This window comes from Larkinella fluvii, from assembly GCF_051857545.1.
In the GTDB taxonomy this organism is placed as follows: domain Bacteria; phylum Bacteroidota; class Bacteroidia; order Cytophagales; family Spirosomataceae; genus Larkinella.
In genome coordinates this window covers 211020-230292 of record NZ_JBPZHB010000002.1, presented here as the reverse complement: position 1 = coordinate 230292, position 19273 = coordinate 211020, and the positions used below count along the sequence as shown (strand labels likewise).

General features: G+C 52.1%; 15 protein-coding genes. 10 read left to right on the top strand and 5 right to left on the bottom strand.

What is annotated here, in order from left to right:
* Positions 1–50 precede the first annotated feature (50 nt).
* The gene (locus ACS5NO_RS05015) at positions 51–3170 is read right to left on the bottom strand and encodes a SusC/RagA family TonB-linked outer membrane protein (RefSeq protein ID WP_439414127.1); all 3120 of its coding nucleotides are present in this window, start codon (positions 3168–3170) and stop codon (positions 51–53) included.
* 405 nt (positions 3171–3575) lie between these two features.
* Between ACS5NO_RS05015 and ACS5NO_RS05010 the strand changes: the two genes are divergently transcribed.
* The 9 genes from ACS5NO_RS05010 to ACS5NO_RS04970 all read left to right on the top strand — a co-directional run bounded on the left by ACS5NO_RS05010 (position 3576) and on the right by ACS5NO_RS04970 (position 14313).
* Positions 3576–4076 carry a hypothetical protein gene (locus ACS5NO_RS05010; protein WP_439414126.1) on the top strand — a complete coding sequence of 167 codons (501 nt, stop codon included), beginning with the start codon at positions 3576–3578 and terminating at the stop codon, positions 4074–4076.
* A gap of 17 nt (positions 4077–4093) precedes the next feature.
* Complete coding sequence (locus ACS5NO_RS05005; protein ID WP_439414125.1) at positions 4094–5257, top strand: S1 family peptidase; 1164 nt, start codon at positions 4094–4096, stop codon at positions 5255–5257.
* A 12-nt stretch (positions 5258–5269) separates the two neighbouring features.
* A complete protein-coding gene (locus ACS5NO_RS05000) occupies positions 5270–6184 on the top strand; it encodes a winged helix-turn-helix domain-containing protein (protein ID WP_439414124.1) in 915 nt (304 codons plus the stop codon).
* Between the two features lie 68 nt (positions 6185–6252).
* Positions 6253–8673, top strand: coding sequence for an ABC transporter permease (locus ACS5NO_RS04995; protein WP_439414123.1), 2421 nt, complete (start codon positions 6253–6255; stop codon positions 8671–8673).
* A gap of 259 nt (positions 8674–8932) precedes the next feature.
* Positions 8933–11341 (top strand): ABC transporter permease, encoded by a 2409-nt coding sequence (locus tag ACS5NO_RS04990; protein ID WP_439414122.1) that lies wholly within the window; start codon positions 8933–8935, stop codon positions 11339–11341.
* 188 nt (positions 11342–11529) lie between these two features.
* Positions 11530–12687, top strand: coding sequence for a signal peptidase I (lepB, locus tag ACS5NO_RS04985; RefSeq protein WP_439414121.1), 1158 nt, complete (start codon positions 11530–11532; stop codon positions 12685–12687).
* Between the two features lie 3 nt (positions 12688–12690).
* Positions 12691–12993 carry a DUF1330 domain-containing protein gene (locus ACS5NO_RS04980; RefSeq protein WP_439414120.1) on the top strand — a complete coding sequence of 101 codons (303 nt, stop codon included), beginning with the start codon at positions 12691–12693 and terminating at the stop codon, positions 12991–12993.
* Positions 12994–13113: 120 nt separating this feature from the next.
* A complete protein-coding gene (locus ACS5NO_RS04975) occupies positions 13114–13374 on the top strand; it encodes a YtxH domain-containing protein (protein ID WP_421829435.1) in 261 nt (86 codons plus the stop codon).
* Positions 13375–13485: 111 nt separating this feature from the next.
* The gene (locus tag ACS5NO_RS04970) at positions 13486–14313 is read left to right on the top strand and encodes an NYN domain-containing protein (RefSeq protein WP_439414119.1); all 828 of its coding nucleotides are present in this window, start codon (positions 13486–13488) and stop codon (positions 14311–14313) included.
* A 50-nt stretch (positions 14314–14363) separates the two neighbouring features.
* Here ACS5NO_RS04970 and ACS5NO_RS04965 read toward each other — a convergent pair whose 3' ends face one another.
* From ACS5NO_RS04965 to ACS5NO_RS04955, 3 genes are all read right to left on the bottom strand, one after another.
* Positions 14364–14630: a hypothetical protein gene (locus ACS5NO_RS04965; RefSeq protein ID WP_138989636.1), complete on the bottom strand. Its 267-nt coding sequence runs from the start codon at positions 14628–14630 to the stop codon at positions 14364–14366.
* A 129-nt stretch (positions 14631–14759) separates the two neighbouring features.
* Positions 14760–15341: a porin family protein gene (locus ACS5NO_RS04960; RefSeq protein ID WP_171062729.1), complete on the bottom strand. Its 582-nt coding sequence runs from the start codon at positions 15339–15341 to the stop codon at positions 14760–14762.
* A gap of 244 nt (positions 15342–15585) precedes the next feature.
* The gene (locus ACS5NO_RS04955; protein WP_150876067.1) at positions 15586–16143 is read right to left on the bottom strand and encodes a YqgE/AlgH family protein; all 558 of its coding nucleotides are present in this window, start codon (positions 16141–16143) and stop codon (positions 15586–15588) included.
* 208 nt (positions 16144–16351) lie between these two features.
* On the opposite strand from ACS5NO_RS04955, the gene ACS5NO_RS04950 reads away from it, so the two are divergent.
* Positions 16352–17641, top strand: coding sequence for a DUF5690 family protein (locus tag ACS5NO_RS04950; RefSeq protein ID WP_439414118.1), 1290 nt, complete (start codon positions 16352–16354; stop codon positions 17639–17641).
* A gap of 129 nt (positions 17642–17770) precedes the next feature.
* On the opposite strand, the gene pyk is transcribed toward ACS5NO_RS04950, so the two are convergent.
* Positions 17771–19210, bottom strand: coding sequence for a pyruvate kinase (pyk, locus tag ACS5NO_RS04945; protein WP_439414117.1), 1440 nt, complete (start codon positions 19208–19210; stop codon positions 17771–17773).
* Positions 19211–19273 lie beyond the last annotated feature (63 nt).

The following is a 19273-nucleotide window of genomic DNA, read 5'->3' as shown; positions in this document are numbered from 1 at the left end:
GGTGAGTTCTGTGTTGATTGTTGATTCCAAAAAGACGTTCGGTTCAGTTTTTAGAATCCTAATTTTAGGTTAAGACCAACGGTACGGGTCGACGGCAGCGCGCCGTATTCGGAACCCTGGTAGTTGGCCGCACTCAGGTTCACATCGGGGTCAAACGGCAGCTTGCGGGTTTTCAAACCGGGAATGTCCATCGTGGCGTTGCCCCGGTAGAAGAAAAACAGGTTGCGTGCCGTGAGCGACAGCCGGGCATTTTTGATGAAAAAACCTTGCGGGAACGGAATGTTGTAGCCCAAAGTTGCTTCTCTTAACCGCACATTCGTGGTTGAATACGAGAAAAACTCACCCCAGGTATAACGTCCCTGCGATACGGTTTGCCAGAATTGCTCGGAAGTAATGGCCTTCGTGTTGGTTTCGCCGGTTGCCGTTACACCCGGCAGTACCCAGCCACCTTCGCGTTTTTCGAGCGTGTACTCGGCCGTTCCGTCATACGCCAGGTTGCCATCCGTTCCGGAAACCATGATGCCGCCCACCCGACCGTCGACCAGGAAGCTCATCACAAAGTTCTTGTAAGAGAACGTGTTGCTGAAACCAAACGTAAATTTGGGATTGAAGTTGCCGATAATACCAAAAGCACTAACAACCGGAAGACCATTGGCATTTACCAACAAACGCCCCTGTGCATCTTTGGCCCAGCCATAGGCTTCCAGATCGCCATAAGAGCCGCCTTCAACAACCACGGCGGTGGTCGTACGCGTGTTACCGCCAAGGGTGGCCCGCTTGATGTTCGGGTGGAGTTCGACGATGGTGTTGACGTTCCGGGCGAAATTTAGTGAGGCATCCCAGGTAAAGCGGTTGCCTTTCAACGGCGATGCGCTCAGGGTCAGTTCAAACCCTTTGTTGTTGATTTTCCCGGCATTGACAAACTGGCTGGCAAAACCCGATGCCGGAGCCAGACCCAGCGAAAGCAACTGGTTGACCGTATTGCTGTTGTAATAGGTAAAATCAACGCCTAAGCGGCCGCCCAGAAACCGGACATCGGCCCCAAATTCGGTAGACGACGAAATTTCAGGTTTCAGGTTTTCAGCCGGGCGGGTTGTGCTGCGGGAAATATAACCGCCCGTTCCACCCTGTGAAAATGCATACGTTTGCAGCAGGCTATACGGCGCGGCATCGTTCCCCACCTGCGCCCACGAACCGCGTAGTTTGGCAAAACTGATCCAGCTCGGTAGTTTTACCGCATCGGAAAGAATAACGTTAGCCCCGAACGACGAGTAAATGTAGGAATACGGTTTGGGCAGCGTAGACGACCAGTCGTTCCGCACTGAAGCATCGACCGTCAGGTAATCGCGGAACGAAACGGAAGCGGTTCCGAACACGTATTGCAGTTCTTTCTCGCTATATCCGGTAATCTGGGTCAGGTTCGACGCAAAAGACAGATCGAAGCGGTTGGCAACCGACAGACCGTTGGTGCTGGCTCCCACCTGTGAGAAACGGTTGTAGGTCGATCCGGCACCCACGTTGTAGGTCACGGCGAAGTCTTTCCCGACGTTGTTGTTTCCAGAAATGATCACGTCCATGTTGCGCTCCAGTTGCTCACCCGTGTAATCCGAATAGGACCCACCCGCTCCGGCAAACAACAGCGTGTTGTTCGCATACCCGAAGTTGTAGCGATCGGCATACCAGTCATAACTGAGCCGTCCCTGCACATTCAGCCAGTCGGTCAACTGGTATTTGGCCGAACCGAGGGCAATCACCCGGTTCCGTTTTTCGAGCGCAAACGTTTTGTTGAGCGTCCAGTAAGGGTTCATATAAATCCCCGAGCTGGTCCAGTAGGTCGGTTTGCCGTTGGCATCTTCATACGTATTGTAGATGTTGTTCAGATCCACACTGCGCGGCACCTTGTAGAGGTTCATCGTCACCGAGCTTTCCTCACCGGAGCGGGGTTTGTTGTCAATCTTCTGGTTGACGTAGGTAATCTTGGCGTCGGTCGAAAACCGCTTCGTAATCTGCGAGGTGAGCCGGAGGTTCAGCGTGTGACGCATCAGCTCGTTGTTCGGCAGAATGCCCTGGTTGTAGTTGTTGGTGTAGGACGTATAGGTCTGCACCTTTTCGCTACCAGCCGCAATACCCACCGAATTGTTGGTCGAAACGGCATCCCGGAAAAAGTCCTTGATGTTGTCGGGATAAGTGGTGGCAGCGGCTCCCCAGCTATACGGCGAGTTGGCGCTGGTTTTGCCACCGGCACCCTGTCCAAACGTATTCTGCAGTTTGGGCAATACGAACGGTGATTCCATCACCACGCCCGAATTGACATCCACCGAGACTTTCCCGGCTTTCCCTTTTTTCGTCGTGATCATGATAACCCCGTTGGCGGCACGGCTGCCGTAAAGGGCCGAGGCTGCCGGGCCTTTCAGCACGTTCATCGACTCGATGTCGTCGGGGTTGATGTTGTTGGCACCGTCGCTGCCGTTGATGCCACCGAAGTCGCCGGTGACCTGGCCACGAACGGTGTTGTCGACCGGAACACCGTCGATCACAAACAGGGCGTTGTTGTTACCGGTAATGGAGCGGTTTCCGCGCAGAACGACCCGCGTAGCCGAGCCCGGACCCGAAGAGGCTTGCGTCACGACCATCCCGGCCACTTTTCCGGAAAGGGTGTTGACAAAGTTGGCATCCCGGACATCGACCAGTTTTTTGCCGTCGATCTGCTGGGTAGCATACGTCAGGGTTTTCGCGTTCCGTTCGATTCCGAGCGCCGTCACGACGATTTCGTTCAACTGCTTGGCATCTTCCTGAAGCGTCACATCGACCACCGAACGATCGCCCACGGTAACCTCCTGCGACAAAGCTCCGATGAACGAAAAAATCAAAACCGTAGCGTCATTGTCGACCATCAGCGTATACTTTCCGACACTGTTGGTGGTCGTGCCTTTGGTCGTGCCTTTGATGACGACGTTTACCCCCGGCAGCGCATTGCCATTGTTATCTTTAACGGTTCCGGTTACTTCTTTTTCAAGGGTGACCACCGCTCCGGATTTGGCCGGGTTGGCATAGGTTGAAGCCGGCGGAGCAGACAATGCCATTCCGATGGCCAGCAGAACGAGGGTGTAGGACCGAGACCGGCGGTTGAATGGCGCTTTCCGGTTCAAAAAAAGTACTGGTTTTCGCATGGGGGAAATGAAGTTAGAAATGGTAAAAGAGAATTACAGGTGGGTATGTTGAGTACGATCGGGAAACGAACAATTGTTTTGCTGAATAGTGACATTACTCTATTTAATTTCCCATTATGGCGGTAATTTAATAGGAAATTGGGGATTTTTCGCCAATCCCTATCCCAGAAATTATTTCTGCCGTTTTTGGATTATTCTCCTTTAAAAGATTTTTAAAGAATTAGAAGCGATTTCTTAAAAAAAGTTTGGCTCTTCCGACTCCTACGGTAACCATCGGATAGAAAGCCTTTTAATGACTGAATAGAAAGCTTTTACATTTCGTTTACAATGTTTTACGGGCATTGATTGGCTGCGTTTGGAATGGACTATACATTTGGTTCATTGTCCACTTAACGAAAAACCACCATGTCGAAAAAATGGATTTTTCTCGCCTTCTTGTTCGGTACGTTTCCCCAGCCGTCTGTTTTTAGTGGTTCCGTACTATTGACCGAAAACCGGGTAACCGATTCTCACGAAAACAGTAAGTCAACTGCTGAGAAAAAAACGAAAGAATTTTCCGATAATCCCTTGCTCTTAGATGGCATTCCGCTGGATTATTCCTTTTTCTCGCTCAATAGCCGGGGTAAATTGGCTGTTGTGGCCGGCGACCCCTATTCGCCCGATGCCATCAAAATACCATTCCGGGTTTATCTGCGACGGGACGGAAAACCGCTCAATAGGACAAAAGCGGATGGGCATTGCGAGAAGGCTGAAATTGAGCTATCAGACGTGCTGGCCTACGCGCAGGCCGGCGACGATCTGGTGATAGAACCGATCCGGAAAGAAGACGCAGTAGCCCGACGAATCATCCGGTTGAAGCTTTTCTGGTTTCTTAAACTCCCATTCAGAAAAGGGGACGGATGTTGACCAGGCCTCTAATCGCGATGAGAAAAATATTAATTTGGGTGCTTGCACTACCGGTCTTTGGATTTGCCCAAAGTCCCGAAAAATGGATTCAAAAACCGGCCGAACAGTGGCCGCCGATTGCCCTGGTCAATGAGGTATTATATAAAAACGGGGATCGATACGAGGACCCGACGATCACCTATGCCGCCAGCGGTTTTTTGCTCGATACCGGAAAAGACACGCTGGCGGTAACGGCGAAACACATTTTGTGGGTCGCCCGCAACAAAGCCACGAAGCGGGTGGTGATCAACGACCAGCTTAAAACGTGGAAGATGTACCCGAAATACCACCCCGCCGATTCGGTGGTCATCGATCGGTTGATGAACGAAGATTCCACCGAAAAACTGTGGGATGGTTTTGACAACGGAGTATTGCAGCGGGATTGGCTTGTTTTCTCAACCAAGTCGGTTTCACCAAAAATTCAGCCGGTCAGGTTGCGGGAAAAGGCGGTTTTGGTCGGAGAAAACGTGTATCTGACGGGCAATCCCTATCGTTTTCAACAGACGCTGACGGCAAAGGGGACGGTTGTCAAAACGGAAGGCCCCGTCTTTTATGTCCAGTTTGAAGGCGCGGGTATGGATACGGTCTTTTTGGGTGGTGCCAGCGGATCGCCAATTATCGACACCAATGGGCTGCTGGTCGGCATTTATTCCAACGGGCGAACAGATGCGGAAACGGGTCGGCGGGTCAATGTCATCAATTCAACGGCTTATCTTAAAAAAATACTCGCCGGCGATAAACCGCTTAACGTCAACCGAAAACCGGTTTCGGTATACCTGGATTCTTTGCTTCAGACGATGCCGGTTGGAACAGCGTTGCCGGTATTCGATCGTTTTCTACAAAATGAGCCGTTGTATTATACGTACGAATTGACGTATTTTAATCACGATAACCTCATCAAAACCGGCGAGAAACTGATCGAATCCAGTCGGAAAGCAGAGGCCGTTCCATATTTCGAGTATTTCTTTGCGAAGTACGGCTACCACGTCTATCTGCTGTCGTTGGCAAAGGCTTTGCTCCGGATTAATCAAAAACCGGAAGCCATCAGCCGGCTGGAGAAGGAACTGAAAAAAGAACGGATGGATCCCCACGTCAAGGACGAATTGCAGAAATTTCTGACGGAGGTCAGGCGCACGGAATAAAAAGAATGGGCTATGGGAAAAGCAAACCGCATCATCGCAATCATCCTCGTTCTGCTAACGGGCCTGCTGTTTGTGCAGTTCGTTCGGTCGACCCCCAACCCGGCGCAGGCCGACCAGAACCGTTTTGCGGAGAAGGCCAATCTTGCCCTTCGCCGGACGGCGCACCGGTTGCTGGCTGCCGCCGGTGATTCGACCTCCCGGATTTCGCCCGTTCAGCAAACCGATGCCAACACGTTCCTGATCCGGCTGAATCAGACCTTCAACTACAGCCAACTGCCCGATGTTTTGCAGGCATCCCTCCGGCTGCATGGGGTTACGCGACCGTATGACGTCGCCATCCTGAATTGTTCGAATGGCAAAATCGAGCTGGGTTATACGGTTTTGGATGTAACGAAAAAGCAGAAAGTAGCCTGCACCGGTCGCGAACAGGCCAAAGGCTGCTACAATCTCCAGATTCGGTTTACGGCTTCCGAAACACCTCCGCAAACGGCTTCTGCCTGGTGGATGATGGCTTTCGGAAGTTTGTTGACCGCCTTGGTTTTCACGGTTTTGCGCCGGTCGTCCCCGCCGAAGGAACCCATAGATCCGGATTCGGTTCCTAACGACGACCACCAGCTTCATTTTGGAAATTCCAGCCTTGACACCACCAATCTGACGCTGAGCGCCGGGGGGCATGTCCACAACCTGACCTACCGCGAAGCCAAGCTGCTCCGCCTTTTTGCCATGAATCCGAACCAACTGCTGGAACGTGATTTTATTCTCAAATCGGTCTGGGAAGACGAAGGCATCATCGTCGGGCGCAGTGTCGATGTGTTTGTATCGCGTCTGCGGAAACTATTGCAGGACGACCCGACGCTCAGGATCGTTGCCGTTCACGGCGTAGGGTATCGCCTGGAATCCCGTCCTAACGCATCGGGAACCGCTTAATCCGTATCTTTTTCCTTTAGGACTTTCGCTTCTATTCTCAGGACTGTAAAAAGTTCTCCGGCACGTTTATGCTCCAAAATTACCTCAAAATTGCCTTCCGCCACTTGTGGCAAAACCGGCTGTATTCGGTCATTAACGTCGTTGGCCTGGCCGCTGGCATCACCTGCCTGTTGCTGGCGATTCTCTACCTAAAAGATGAACAAAGCTATGACCGGTTCCACGAGAAAAATCCGAACCTCTACCGGATCACAACGACCGTGACCGAAACCCGGGGCGGAACCGGCGAGACGAACGGAGGAACGGGTCAGGTGCAGGGACCGACCTTTAAAGCGGAGGTGCCTGAAGTACAGAACTACGTGCGGGTGATGGGCGGTGACATCCAGGGCATGTTCGTGGCCAACCATAAATCATTTGTTCTGCACCCCTTCTTTGTCGACTCCACTTTTTTCAATGTGTTTTCGTTCAGGCTGTTAAGCGGTAATCCAAAAACCGCCTTGCGGGGTGCAGGCACGGTTGTCATCACCGAACGAACAGCGCGGAAACTGTTCAACAGCCTCGATGTGATCGGGAAAACGCTGCTGGAAGATGGGCCTTCCGGTAAGCGGGTGGGGGCATCGATCATCACCGGTGTGGTGCAGGACCCGCCCCAAAATTCCTCGCTCCAGTTCGATCTGCTGTTTCCGTTTCGGTTCATGCAGGTGTCGTTCGACGATACCAGTTGGCTGAACTCCTATCTGAGCACCTTTGTCGTGCTGCATCCACAGGCCGATCGCGATTTGGTTGTCCGAAAATTCAGTACCGTTTATGCGGTACACGCCCGGCAGCAGGTGGCCGAAAACCGGAAGAATTACGGTTTTGATCCGGCAATTCGGTATGGATTACAACCCATGACCGACATTCATCTCAACCCGTTATATCACAGCAAAGGGAACCGGGAAGGGGGCATCACCAATGGCAGTAATCCGGTTTTTTCGTACCTGTTTCTGGGTATTTCGGCCTTTATCCTGTTGATGGCTTCCACTAATTTCATCAACATCAGTCTGGCGAACTCGCTGAAACGGACCAAAGAAATCGGGGTTCGGAAATTGACGGGGAGCAGTTCGCAACGCATTATGGCTCAATTCCTGGGGGAGTCCGCCATTCTGTGTCTGGGTGCTTTTGTGGTGGCGATTCTGCTCGCGCAGTTGACGCTACCGGTTTTTAACCAGTTAGCCGGCAAAGCCATCGTTTTTCGTGAAATTCTGGACGGCGAGCTTCTGCTTTATTTTATCATACTACTCATTTTCAATATTTTACTAGCTGGTCTGTATCCGGCGCTCGTTCTGTCCAATTTTAAACCCACCGATGTATTGTACAATAAACCGCGACTTTCGGGGCGGAGTTGGTTGGGGCAAACGCTCGTCATGATTCAGTTTGCCCTGTCGGTTTTTCTGGTGATTGCGACCACGGTTTTCTACCATCAGATGGATTATGTGCGGACGAAGGACCTGGGCTATGATCCGTATCAGGTCGTCGGAACGTACATTCCTTTCAGTACTGATTTGAAAGTCGATCAGGCTTTTCTGCGGACCGAACTGGCGGGCGAACCGTTGATCCGAAACGTCTCGTTTAACAGTGATCTGGGGGGATCGTACGAGACCCGCGTGGGGAACCGGAAAATCGAGAGCCACTACCAGTACATTGACGAAAACTACCTGCCGGTTTTGGGCATCCGTCTGAAAGCCGGTCGCAACCTCTCCCCTGCTTTCGTGTCTGACAAAACCGAAGCCGTTCTGGTCAATGAAACGTTCGTAAAGACCGCGGGGCTGGAGAAGCCGATTGGAAAAACCATTCGATTGCACGAGAATTTCAGCCAGAAACCGCTGACTATCGTTGGCGTGGTCAAGGATTTTCATGCCAGTTCATTGCGGGAGCGCATTCGGCCGATGGCACTGTTCATGCGAGAGGATCAATCCAGCGGAATTTTGGTAAAAATCGACAAAAACCGCCAAAAAGAAGCCCTGGCCGTTTTGAAGAACGTATACCGGAAAGCCTACCCTTCATTTGAAATGGACTACGGTTTTCAGGATGAGCTGAACGCCAGAGCCTATGAATTGGAGCAGAAATGGCAGCAAATTATAAGCTATGCAACCCTGCTGGCGACCCTGATTTGCGGCCTCGGCGTGTTCGGTCTGGCGAAACTGGCCACACAACAGCGGACAAGGGAGATCGGTGTGCGGAAAGTGCTGGGCGCGACAGTTCTGGACATTGTCGCCCTGTTGTCGAAAGACTTCCTGAAACCGGTGCTGGTGGCCATTGCCGTAGCCTCGCCCGTAGCGGGTTGGGCAATGAGCCGCTGGCTGCAAAACTTCGTCTATCACGTTGAGATTCAAGGGTGGGTATTTGCCCTGGCCGGTTTGATGGCCATCGGCATCACCTTGCTGACGGTTTCGCTTCAATCGGCAAAAACCGCCTTGATGAATCCGGTGGAGAGCTTGAGAAGTGAGTGAGTTATTTCGCAGAGTTTATCAGAGGAAATCAGAGTTTATCAGAGAAAAATAAAACTCTGCTTAACTCTGATTTCCTCTGATAAACTCTGCGAAATAACCTCTTTTTCCTGTCCGCCAGCGAACGGCCAACCGTCCGTAAACGGACAAATGGACTCATCGTCAGACCATAAATTCCTTAAAATCAGATCATTGCGTTTTATGGTATACAGTTTGAGCATTCTGAAAACGTGCCTTGTACGGACAGTGAACGACGAACCTTATGCTGAGCAATTACCTAAAAATTGCGTTTCGCAATTTGCTGAAACACAAAACATTCGGCTTTATCAACATAGTCGGTGTGGCCATCGGACTGGCCTGCTTCCTGCTGATCGCCCTCTACGTCCGCGACGAAGTTAGTTTCGACCGTTTCAATACCAAAGCCGACCGGACCTACCGGGTTTTGCGCACCTTTCTCAATGCCAATGACGGCACCGTCGAGCTGAAACTCGGCACCGTGGCTCCTCCGTTCGGTCCACTGATCAAACAGGATTTTCCGCAGGCCGAAGAGGTCGTTCGGACCCTCAGTACCAGCTCGTTGCTCAAATACGGTGAGCACACCTACAACGAAAGCCGGGTGCTTTTTGCCGAAGAAGCGATTTTTAACGTGCTGGATTTCAAGGTAATCAGCGGGAATCCGGTGCAGGCCCTGGCGCAACCGTTTTCCATCATGCTGTCGCGGCCCATGGCGGAGAAATATTTCGGGAAGGAATCGCCGATGGGAAAAAGCCTGCGGAGCAACAACCAGTTTGAATTGATGGTGACGGGCGTTTTTGAACCTTTACCATCGCAGTCGCACATTCGTCCGGATTTTCTGATCTCGTTCAACACGCTGAACGACAACCGGGTTTACGGCGCCGAAAGCCTGCGGACCAATTGGGGCAACAACTCGTTTCTAACGTATGTTTTGCTGGCCAAGGGCACTGATCCGGATAAATTGGTCAAGGCGTTTCCGGCGTTTCAAAACCGCCGGATCGAACCCAAAGCATCGACGTATTCGGTTCTGAACCTGCAAAAATTGACCGATATTCACCTCCGCTCCGACACGGACGATGCGCTGGAGGCCGATGGCGATATTCGCTATGTCTACATGTTTTCGGCCATTGGCCTGTTCATTCTGCTCATTGCCTGCATTAACTACATGAATCTGGCAACAGCCCGTTCGGCGGGTCGGGCAAAGGAAGTCGGGATGCGAAAAGTGGTGGGCGCTCACCGGAGTCAACTCGTGGGCCAGTTTCTGAGCGAATCCATTATGCTGGTGGTTTTTGCGTTGAGTCTGGCGGTGGTTCTGGTCGTTTTGTGTCTGCCTTTCCTCAATGACTTCACCCAAAAGCAACTGACGCTGGATCAGTTGACGCACCCGGTTTTTCTGGGCATCGTGGCCGGCGTCACGCTGTTAACGGGTCTGGTGTCGGGGAGTTACCCGGCTTTCTTCCTGACTTCGTTTCAACCCATCAGCGTGCTGAAAGGGAAAATTGCCTCGGCCATGCGGACGGGGCGGTTCCGGCAGGCGCTGGTGGTGACCCAGTTTGCCATTGCGGTCGTGCTCATTATCAGCACGATGGTGGTCTACAACCAGATGGATTACATTCGAAACTACAAACTGGGATACCAGAAAGACCAGATCGTTTTGCTGCGGACGGTGGAGGATTCGACGGTCAATGCCGAAGCGCTGAAGCAGGAGTTAAAGAGCAACACATCGGTTTTGGAAGTGGGACAGTCATCGCGGATTCCGTCGGGGCGGCTGCTGGATTCCTGGGATGCCTACGTGGCCAAAGGCGACAGCATGGCACCTTCCAAAGTGATTCTCAAGGCCTTATCGATCGATCACGATTTTATTCCCACCTACAACATGAAAATGGCGGCCGGGCGAAACTTCTCCCGCGCCTACACCACGGATGACACGGCGGCTTTTATTCTGAACGAAACCGCAGCCCGCATGTTGGGCTGGAAAAACCCCGAGCAGGCCATTGGGAAACCGTTTGGCTACGGCCAACGACGCGGTCAGGTGGTGGGCGTCACCAAAGATTTTCACTTTGAATCCCTCCGCCAGGCCATCCCTCCCATTGCGATGTTTATGCTGCCCGAGCAGCACAACTGGATTTCGGTTCACGTGGCGGGTGGGGCCGGTTTGCAGACGGCCCTGGCGCACATCGAGTCCGTCTGGAAACGGCGGTTTTCCAGCCAGCCCTTTTCCTATGAGTTTCTGGATCAGCGGTTTGGGCGGCTTTATACCACCGAGCAAACGCAGCAACAACTCTTCGGTATTTTCGCCGGTGTTGACATCCTGATTTCCTGCCTCGGTTTGTTCGGTTTGTCGATGTTCATGGCCGAACAGCGCACCAAAGAAATTGGCATCCGCAAGGTGCTGGGTGCCTCGACACCCGGACTGGTGACGCTACTTTCCAAAGATCTGCTGAAGCTGGTTCTGATTGCCCTCGTGCTGGCGTCGCCGGTGGCGTGGTGGGTGATGAATCAATGGCTGGAAGGCTTCGTGTACCGAACCAGCATCAGCCCGTGGGTTTTCGTCCTGACGGCGGTCACCGCCATCGCGATTGCCTTTGCGACGGTTTCGTTCCAGAGTATCAAAGCCGCGTTGATGAATCCGGTGAAGAGTTTGAAATCGGAATAGCTTTAATTATGCTGGTCAAGACCAGCCCCACCATTCAGCAAAGCAGACAACCTCCCCTGTAAAAAATAAACCGTCCTAAACGGTTGCTTCTTACTTTGCCCGAATGATGATGGCGGTTATTCGGGGTACCCGATTGCGCCCTGATCGTATGCCCGGTAACGATTCGTAACCTCAGATTCTGCCAACTCATGCGCAACGCCCAAACCAAGCCCACCAAACCTAAAAAATCGTTCCTGCGGGAATGGCTCGATTCGATTTTGTTTGCGGTGATTGCCGCGACGCTAATCCGGTTTCTGACCTTTGAAGCCTATGCCATTCCGACGCCGTCGATGGAGAACAGCCTGCTGGTGGGCGATTTCCTGTTTGTCAGTAAACTACACTACGGTTCCCGAACGCCCCAGACGCCTTTGCAGGTGCCCCTCACCCACCAGAAGATCTGGGGGACGGAAATACCGTCGTACAGCGACCTGATTCAATTGCCAACGTATCGGCTACCCGGTTTTACGACCGTAAAAAACGGTGATGTCGTGGTGTTCAATTTCCCCCCGCCCAAAGCTGGCGAACCGGACTATCCGATGGATTTGCGAACCAACCTCATCAAGCGCTGCATCGGTATTCCGGGTGACCAACTCGAAATCCGGCAGGAGCAGGTTTACGTCAATGGGAAGGTGTTTCCAACGCCGGTTCGGGCCGAAACCAGTTATTTCATGAGAACGACGGAGGTGCTGAACGAGCGGTTTTTCCGGAAATACAACATCATCAACGATTACAAATCGGCAGAAGGGCCATTTATCAACTGGCAACCCATCGAAGAATACAACGAAGCCACGAAGGCTTCCATGCTGGTGGGCTACAGCGTCACGACCACGCCGGAGGTCATTGCCAAACTGAAAGAACTGGACTGGGTGAAGGGAATCGAGCGAATGACGGAACCCGCCGGGCAACTCGCTCCGGGCATTTACGGCGGCTCGGCGTATGCCTGGAACCGCGACAATTTTGGTCCGCTGATGGTTCCGAAAAAAGGACAAACCGTCCCGATCAACCCACAAACCCTCGCGATTTATGGCACGCTGATTAACCGCCACGAAAGCAATGAGAAGGTGGAAATGACTGCGAACAGCCTCACGATCAACGGTCAGCCGATCACGTCGTATACCTTCAAACAGGATTATTATTTCATGATGGGCGACAACCGCCACAACTCCGACGATTCGCGCTACTGGGGTTTTGTGCCGGAGAATCACATCGTTGGCAAGGCGGTTTTCGTCTGGATGTCGATCGACCCCGACCCGTCGACGGTTTGGACTAAAATCCGTTGGAACCGGTTGTTCCGATTAATTGAATAAACCATGCTGTATTACACCCAGATTCTGTTTGTGAAACCGGGGCAGGAAACGATTTTTCACGCCTTCGAAGAGCACGTTTTGCCCTTACTCGATCAGTATGGGGGCGAATTGCTTTACCGGGTCCGGCCACCCCAATCGGCGGTGATCGCGACCACGCTGGGCCGTCCGTACGAACTTCACCTCGTCACGTTTCCAACGAAGGCCGACTTTGAAGCGTACCGTGATGATCCGCAACGCCAGCAGTATCTGGCGTTGAAAGACCAGTCGATTGAACGGGTTCTGCTGATTGAAGGCATGGCACTGTAGCCCGTCAGAGGTGATAATTTTCAGTTTTATGCCCAATATCGATCAGTTTCCGCTACTTTGTATCCGTTTAGTTTTGTAAATCGAATTCAGTAATCATTACAAACCGTACCATTGTACACCATGAAAACCGAAAAAGTAATCTTGAGCGTTTTGCTGGCAGCCACCGCCGGTGTGGCCCTGGGCATCTTGTTTGCACCGGAAAAAGGGGAAAAGGTCCGCAGAAAGATCCGGGAAAAGGGAGAGGATTATCTGGAAGACCTGAAAGATGAATACAACCATTCCGTCAAAAGCCTCAAGCGGAAAGTCGATGCTGCCTACGACGATATCGCCACCAAATTCAAAAGTCACACGGAAGAGCCGAAAGAGAGTAAAACCGCGTAATTCCTTCCTCACCGGGCAAGAAGCTTGTCCGGTGAGGTTGACTTCTGCATAATTTTCGGTAAAGTTGCCGGATTATCGATTCACTATAGCCCGCTTCCAACCGAAAAATCCATGGAAACCGCCATTGACCTCCGACTTGCGGTATTGATCGACGCCGACAATGTGCCTTATTCCAACGTCCGGGGTATGCTGGAAGAAATTGCCAAATACGGAACGCCGACGTTTAAACGCATTTATGCCGACTGGACCAAACCGACCGTAGCCGGCTGGAAAACCGTGCTGCTCGAAAATGCAATCACGCCCATTCAGCAATACAGCTATACCACCGGCAAGAACGCGACAGACTCGGCCATGATCATCGATGCGATGGACATTCTGTATACCGGGCGGGTCGATGGGTTTTGCATTGTTTCGAGCGACAGCGATTTCACACGTCTGGCCACCCGCCTGCGCGAAGCCGGGATGAAAGTGTTTGGCATCGGCGAAAAGAAAACGCCAACGCCGTTTATCTCCGCCTGTAATAAATTCATTTACCTCGAAATCCTGAAAAAAAACGAGCACGTTCCCGTTCTCGTACCGGCGACTGCCAAAACCCGTTCCCGGAAAAAAGCCACGCCAAGGCCCGTTGAGGTCCCGGTAAAACCGGCGAAAGAACCGGAGCCGATTGCCGTTGTGGAACCCGAAGCGATTGGCAAGGTAAACAAAGACGTCATCAAGATGATTGCCGATAGCATCAACGACCTGGCCGACGAATCCGGTTGGGCGTTTCTGGGCGAACTCGGGAATCTCTTACCCAAAAAACAGGCCGACTTCGACCCCCGCAATTACGGTTTTAAAAAGCTGGTTCCGCTGTTGAAAAGCATCGACCAGTTCGAAATTGACGAGCGGGAAACCGGAAAGGGAAATTTTAAACTTGTGTATGTGCGGGTAAAATCCTAGCAGTTTATGAAAAAACCGGGCGGTTTCAGTGCCCGGTTTTTTCATATCCTCTAGTGTCCTCCTCCGTAGGAAGGCTTGTCGATTTGGGGTTTACCGTCCCGGTTGCGATTTGGGTGCGTCTCGCGGACATTAGCGGCTGTACGGTCTTCATCGCCGTCCAGGTACCGGTCTTCGATGTCGGTCGGGGCAATGTCCTGAATCTCTTCATCCGGAAACTGGCTTCCGGGCCCGCTGGTTCCGTTTGCCGACTGGTTGGCCAGTCCAGCCGGACCAATTGCCTTTTTGGCTTCGATCTCCTCTTTGCTCTTCTCTGCCATGCTACTGCTCTTTTCAGGTGAAAAAAGAAATTGATTGTCTTCAGGATAACCAATCAGAGCAGCTACTGTTTGCCTCGTTTTTCAATTCGTGCTTATACAAGGTCGAAAAAGAACAAACCCTCCCCTCTCTCACTTCTTTTTCTTGTAAAAATTATAGATGATCGAAACCTGAAATGTCCGGTTGCGGTATTCGACAATGGAACTGTTGGAGACGTTGTTCAATCCGTGAATATACCGGAGGTTCAAACTGAATTTTTCGGCCATGTCCAGAAAATCGTAGTGGGCACCAATGGCAATACCGGTATCCTGCTTCTTTCCGGGGCCGTAGGGCGTGTCGATGGCGTAGCTGAACTCTGGCCCGGCCTGGAGCACAACGCCTTCGGTGGGAATCCAGCCCAGCATCAGTGGAACACTCAGGTAGTTGTAATTATTCCGGATCGTTTGCGGATTGACACCCAGACGTTTGAAGGTTCCTCCTTTGATGGAATACAATACTTCCGGCTGTGCCACGAAGCGTTTGTAGCGAAGGCGGTACACCCCACCCAGATGAAAGGCGGTTTTGTAGCGGGAAATATACGGGGTAATGCCTTCCTGCGCGGTGATGGACGAACTGGCACCGGCTTTTATACCAAATACACCCTGAAGCTGAGCAAATGAAGCAAACGAAGCGAACAAAAACGCCACCAATATAAGTAGTCTGACTTTCAACATACGGTTTTGGAGAAATAAACAAATCCGTTCACCCCTAAGAGCGCGAACCGGCAGACAAATAACGGGAGAAATTCAGTTATCTTACGGGTAGAGCCCGAAGTTTCGGGCCATTTTCACAAAAATTAAGAGAATAGACAAGAGACGATAGACAAGAGAGATGAGACAAGAGAGTAAAGAGTAGAATCGTCGGTTTTCAGGAATATAGTCTTTACTCTCTTGTCTTATCTCTCTTGTCTACCCTGAATCAATTCAGCCGCGGATCGACGGGGTAATGCGAGAGCACCCGGTATTGCCCGCCCATCTGGCGCAGAATGCCCCGCCAGAACTGGTCGGAGGGCGTATCGAAGATATAGCTTGAGTCGGCCTGGGTCACAATCCAGGCATTCTGGGCCATTTCATCGGCCAATTGCCCCCCCGACCAGCCGGAATAGCCGACAAAAAAACGGACGTCGGATTCTTTCACCGCACCGGCGTTGATGAGTTGCCGCAACCGGTCGAAATTACCGCTCCAGTAGAGGCCGTTGGGCAATTCGATGGATTCGTCCACCGTGTGCCCCAGCCGGTGAATGTAGTGCAGGGTGTTTTGCTGCACCGGCCCGCCGACATACAGCGAATAATCGTGGTACATTTCATCAGTCAGCACGTCGTTCAGTTTCACCTGCGCAATCTGGTTCAGAACCAGCCCGAACGTGCCCTCCTCGTTATGGTCGCACACCAGCACGACACTTCGTTCAAAATTCGGATCGCCCAGAAACGGTTCAGCGATCAGCAGACATCCATTGGTGATCGGTTGTGCGCTCATATCGGTTGTATTCAGGTGGAGACTAACGTGAATTTAAGAATATATACGAAAGAGTGACCCACTTCGGTATACAGTTTTCTGTCTTTATGTACACAATCTTAATACCAAAAAACCGCATAGGCCGGGAAGTCTGCCGAATTTTGATTTTTAGGTTCCGGCGCGTATTCTATTCATAAATCCTGTGTAATTTGTGATCAAAGCTACCCGAATGCTCAACAAATCCATTTTACGAAACCCGATCTTCTTCATTGCTTTCGGCGCAGTCGCTGCGTTTTGCACCTACGCCTGCATGTATGCGTTCCGGAAAGGCATTACGGCCGTCATTTTCGAGGGCATGAGTTACGCCGGCATCAGCTACAAAATTTGGCTCATCACGGCGCAGGTGCTGGGCTATGCGGTTTCCAAACGGATTGGCGTGAAGGTCGTGTCGGAGATGAAACCGGCGCAACGCGCGCTGTACATCCTGATTTTTATTGGTTTGGCTGAACTGGCGTTGCTCGGTTTTGCGCTGACTCCGCCCCCCTACAACATCGTTTTTCTGTTCCTGAACGGCTTGCCGCTGGGCATGGTTTACGGCATCATGCTGGGTTTTCTGGAAGGCCGGCGGCAAACCGACGCCCTCGTTGCCGGACTGACGGCCTCGTTCATCTTTGCGTCGGGATTTGTCAAAACCGTCGCCCTGACCATCCGGAGTGCCTGGGGCATTTCGGAGTTCTGGCTTCCCTTCGTCACGGGTCTGCTGTTTGTCGTACCGTTGCTGGTTTCGGTCTGGATGATGACACTCCTCCCTCCGCCTTCGCCCGAAGACCGCGACCTCCGCACTGAACGGCGACCGATGAACCAGACCGAACGGCGGCATTTTCTCCAGACTTTTTCGGTGGGGCTCACCACGCTGATCGTCTCCTACGTGCTGCTATCGGCCTTCCGGGATTTCCGCGATAATTTTGCCCCCGAAATTCTTTCGGCCGTTGGCATTACCAATCCGGGCGTGTTTACCAAAACGGAAACCACGGTCGCGTTCGGGATTCTGATCGTCATGGGGGCCTTACAGCTCATCAAAGACAACTTTCTGGCGTTCCGGCTGATCAACATCGTGATGCTGTTGTCGGCGGTGCTGATTGGCGCCAGTACCTGGCTTTTTCAGCAGGGCATCCTGTCGCCGGGAGCCTGGTTTACGCTGGTGGGGCTGGGACTTTACGGCGCTTACGTGCCGTGCAACGGGCTGTATTTCGAGCGGTTGGTAGCGTCGTTCCGCTACGTGAGCACGGTGGGCTTCATCGTGACCCTGGCGGATTATTACGGCTATATGGGAAGTGTCGCAGTCGTGTTGTATAAAAACTTCGGCCAGCCGAACATCAGTTTCCTCGATTTTTTCATCTACTCGGCCTATGTGATTTCCGTGGTCTACGGCGTTTTGATCGTCGTTTCTTTCGGGTATTTTCAGCGGAAATATAGGGCGGTTGTTTCGCAGAGAGTAGCGGAGGATGTCAGAGTTTAGCGGAGTGAGTTATTACACAGACGGGGCCGCCCGAGCGGTTTATCAGAGAAAAAAGGAGTTAAACAGAGAAATTCTCTCCGCTCAACTCCTTTTTTCTCCGCTTAACTCCGCGAAACAACTCTTCTCTCTCTACTCCACGACACTCAGCTTCACGGTGTTCGTTTTCAGGTTTTCCATCAACGGCATACTGAGCGTATTGATGAAAATATCACCTGACTTCAGCACGCCCTGCTTCACCAGCAGATCCTTGATTTCGGAAACCGTCTGATCCACCGTGTTTTCCGGGTTAGGCTCATAGGGCATCACCTGCACCCCCCAATAGAGCGCGAGCGCGTTCATCATGGTTTTGTTGGACGTAAAAACGTACAGACCGGCTTTCGGGCGGTGGTGCGACAACCGGAAGGCTGTGTAGCCCGAGGTCGTAATTCCGATCACCGCTTTGGCTTTGGTGTCACGCGCCAACCGGCACGCGCTCATCACGACATTGTCGTTCAGGACGTTCTTACCCGGCTGTTCGTTGACGAAAGCGTGGTAGCGGTAGTAAATTTTATCGCTCAGTTCTTCCACTTTCAGGATGGTGTTGGCCATGTTTTCGACCGCCAGAATCGGGTATTTACCCGACGCGGTTTCGGCACTGAGCATCACGGCATCGGCTCCGTCTAACACGGAGTTGGCAACGTCGTTGATCTCCGCCCGGGTTGGACGGGGCGCGTCGATCATGCTTTCGAGCATCTGCGTCGCCACGATCACCGGTTTTGCCGCCTTGTTCGATTTCTCGACGATCATTTTCTGAATCATCGGAACCTCTTCGGCGGGCAGTTCAACGCCCAAGTCACCCCGGGCCACCATGACACCGTCGGTAGCGGCAATGATTTCGTCGATGTTCTGAATCGCTTCCGGTTTTTCGAGTTTGGCAATCACCCGACAGGATTTACCCCGCGCCCGGATGTACTCTTTAATTTCCAGAATCTCGGACGCCTGCCGCACGAACGACAGGGCAATCCAGTCCACTTCGTGTTGCAGACCAAAGTCCAGGTCTTCGAAATCTTTCTCGGTTACCGAAGGCATCGAAACCTTCGTATTGGGCAGGTTGACCCCTTTTTTCGATTTCAGCAATCCGCCATACACCACTTCCGTGATGACATCGGTGCCGTCCGTACCGATTACTTTTACCTCCAGTTTGCCATCATCCAGCAGAATGCGCTCGCCATTTCGGACGTCGCGGAACATGCCTTTATAGGGCGTACTGACGCGTTCGGCCGTTCCAATGATGTCATCATTGGTGAAGACCAGCTTATTACCGGAATAAATCATCACCCCGCTTTCATCCTCGACTTTGCCGATGCGGATCTTGGGGCCCTGCAAATCCTGCAGGATGGCGAGGTTCAGGCCGTATTCAGCGTTGATTTCCCGGATGCTTTTGATGCGGGCTAAATGATCTTCGTGTGTGCCGTGGGAAAAATTCAGCCGGAAAACATTCACACCGGCGCGGGCCAAAGCCAGCAGTTTTTCTTTGGTGTCGGACGCCGGGCCGACCGTGGCAACAATCTTGGTTTTTTTCAATGACATAGAATTTGACAGAAGTCAGTAGACCATACAGGTGCAAAATAAGCAACCCTTTCCGACAATCCA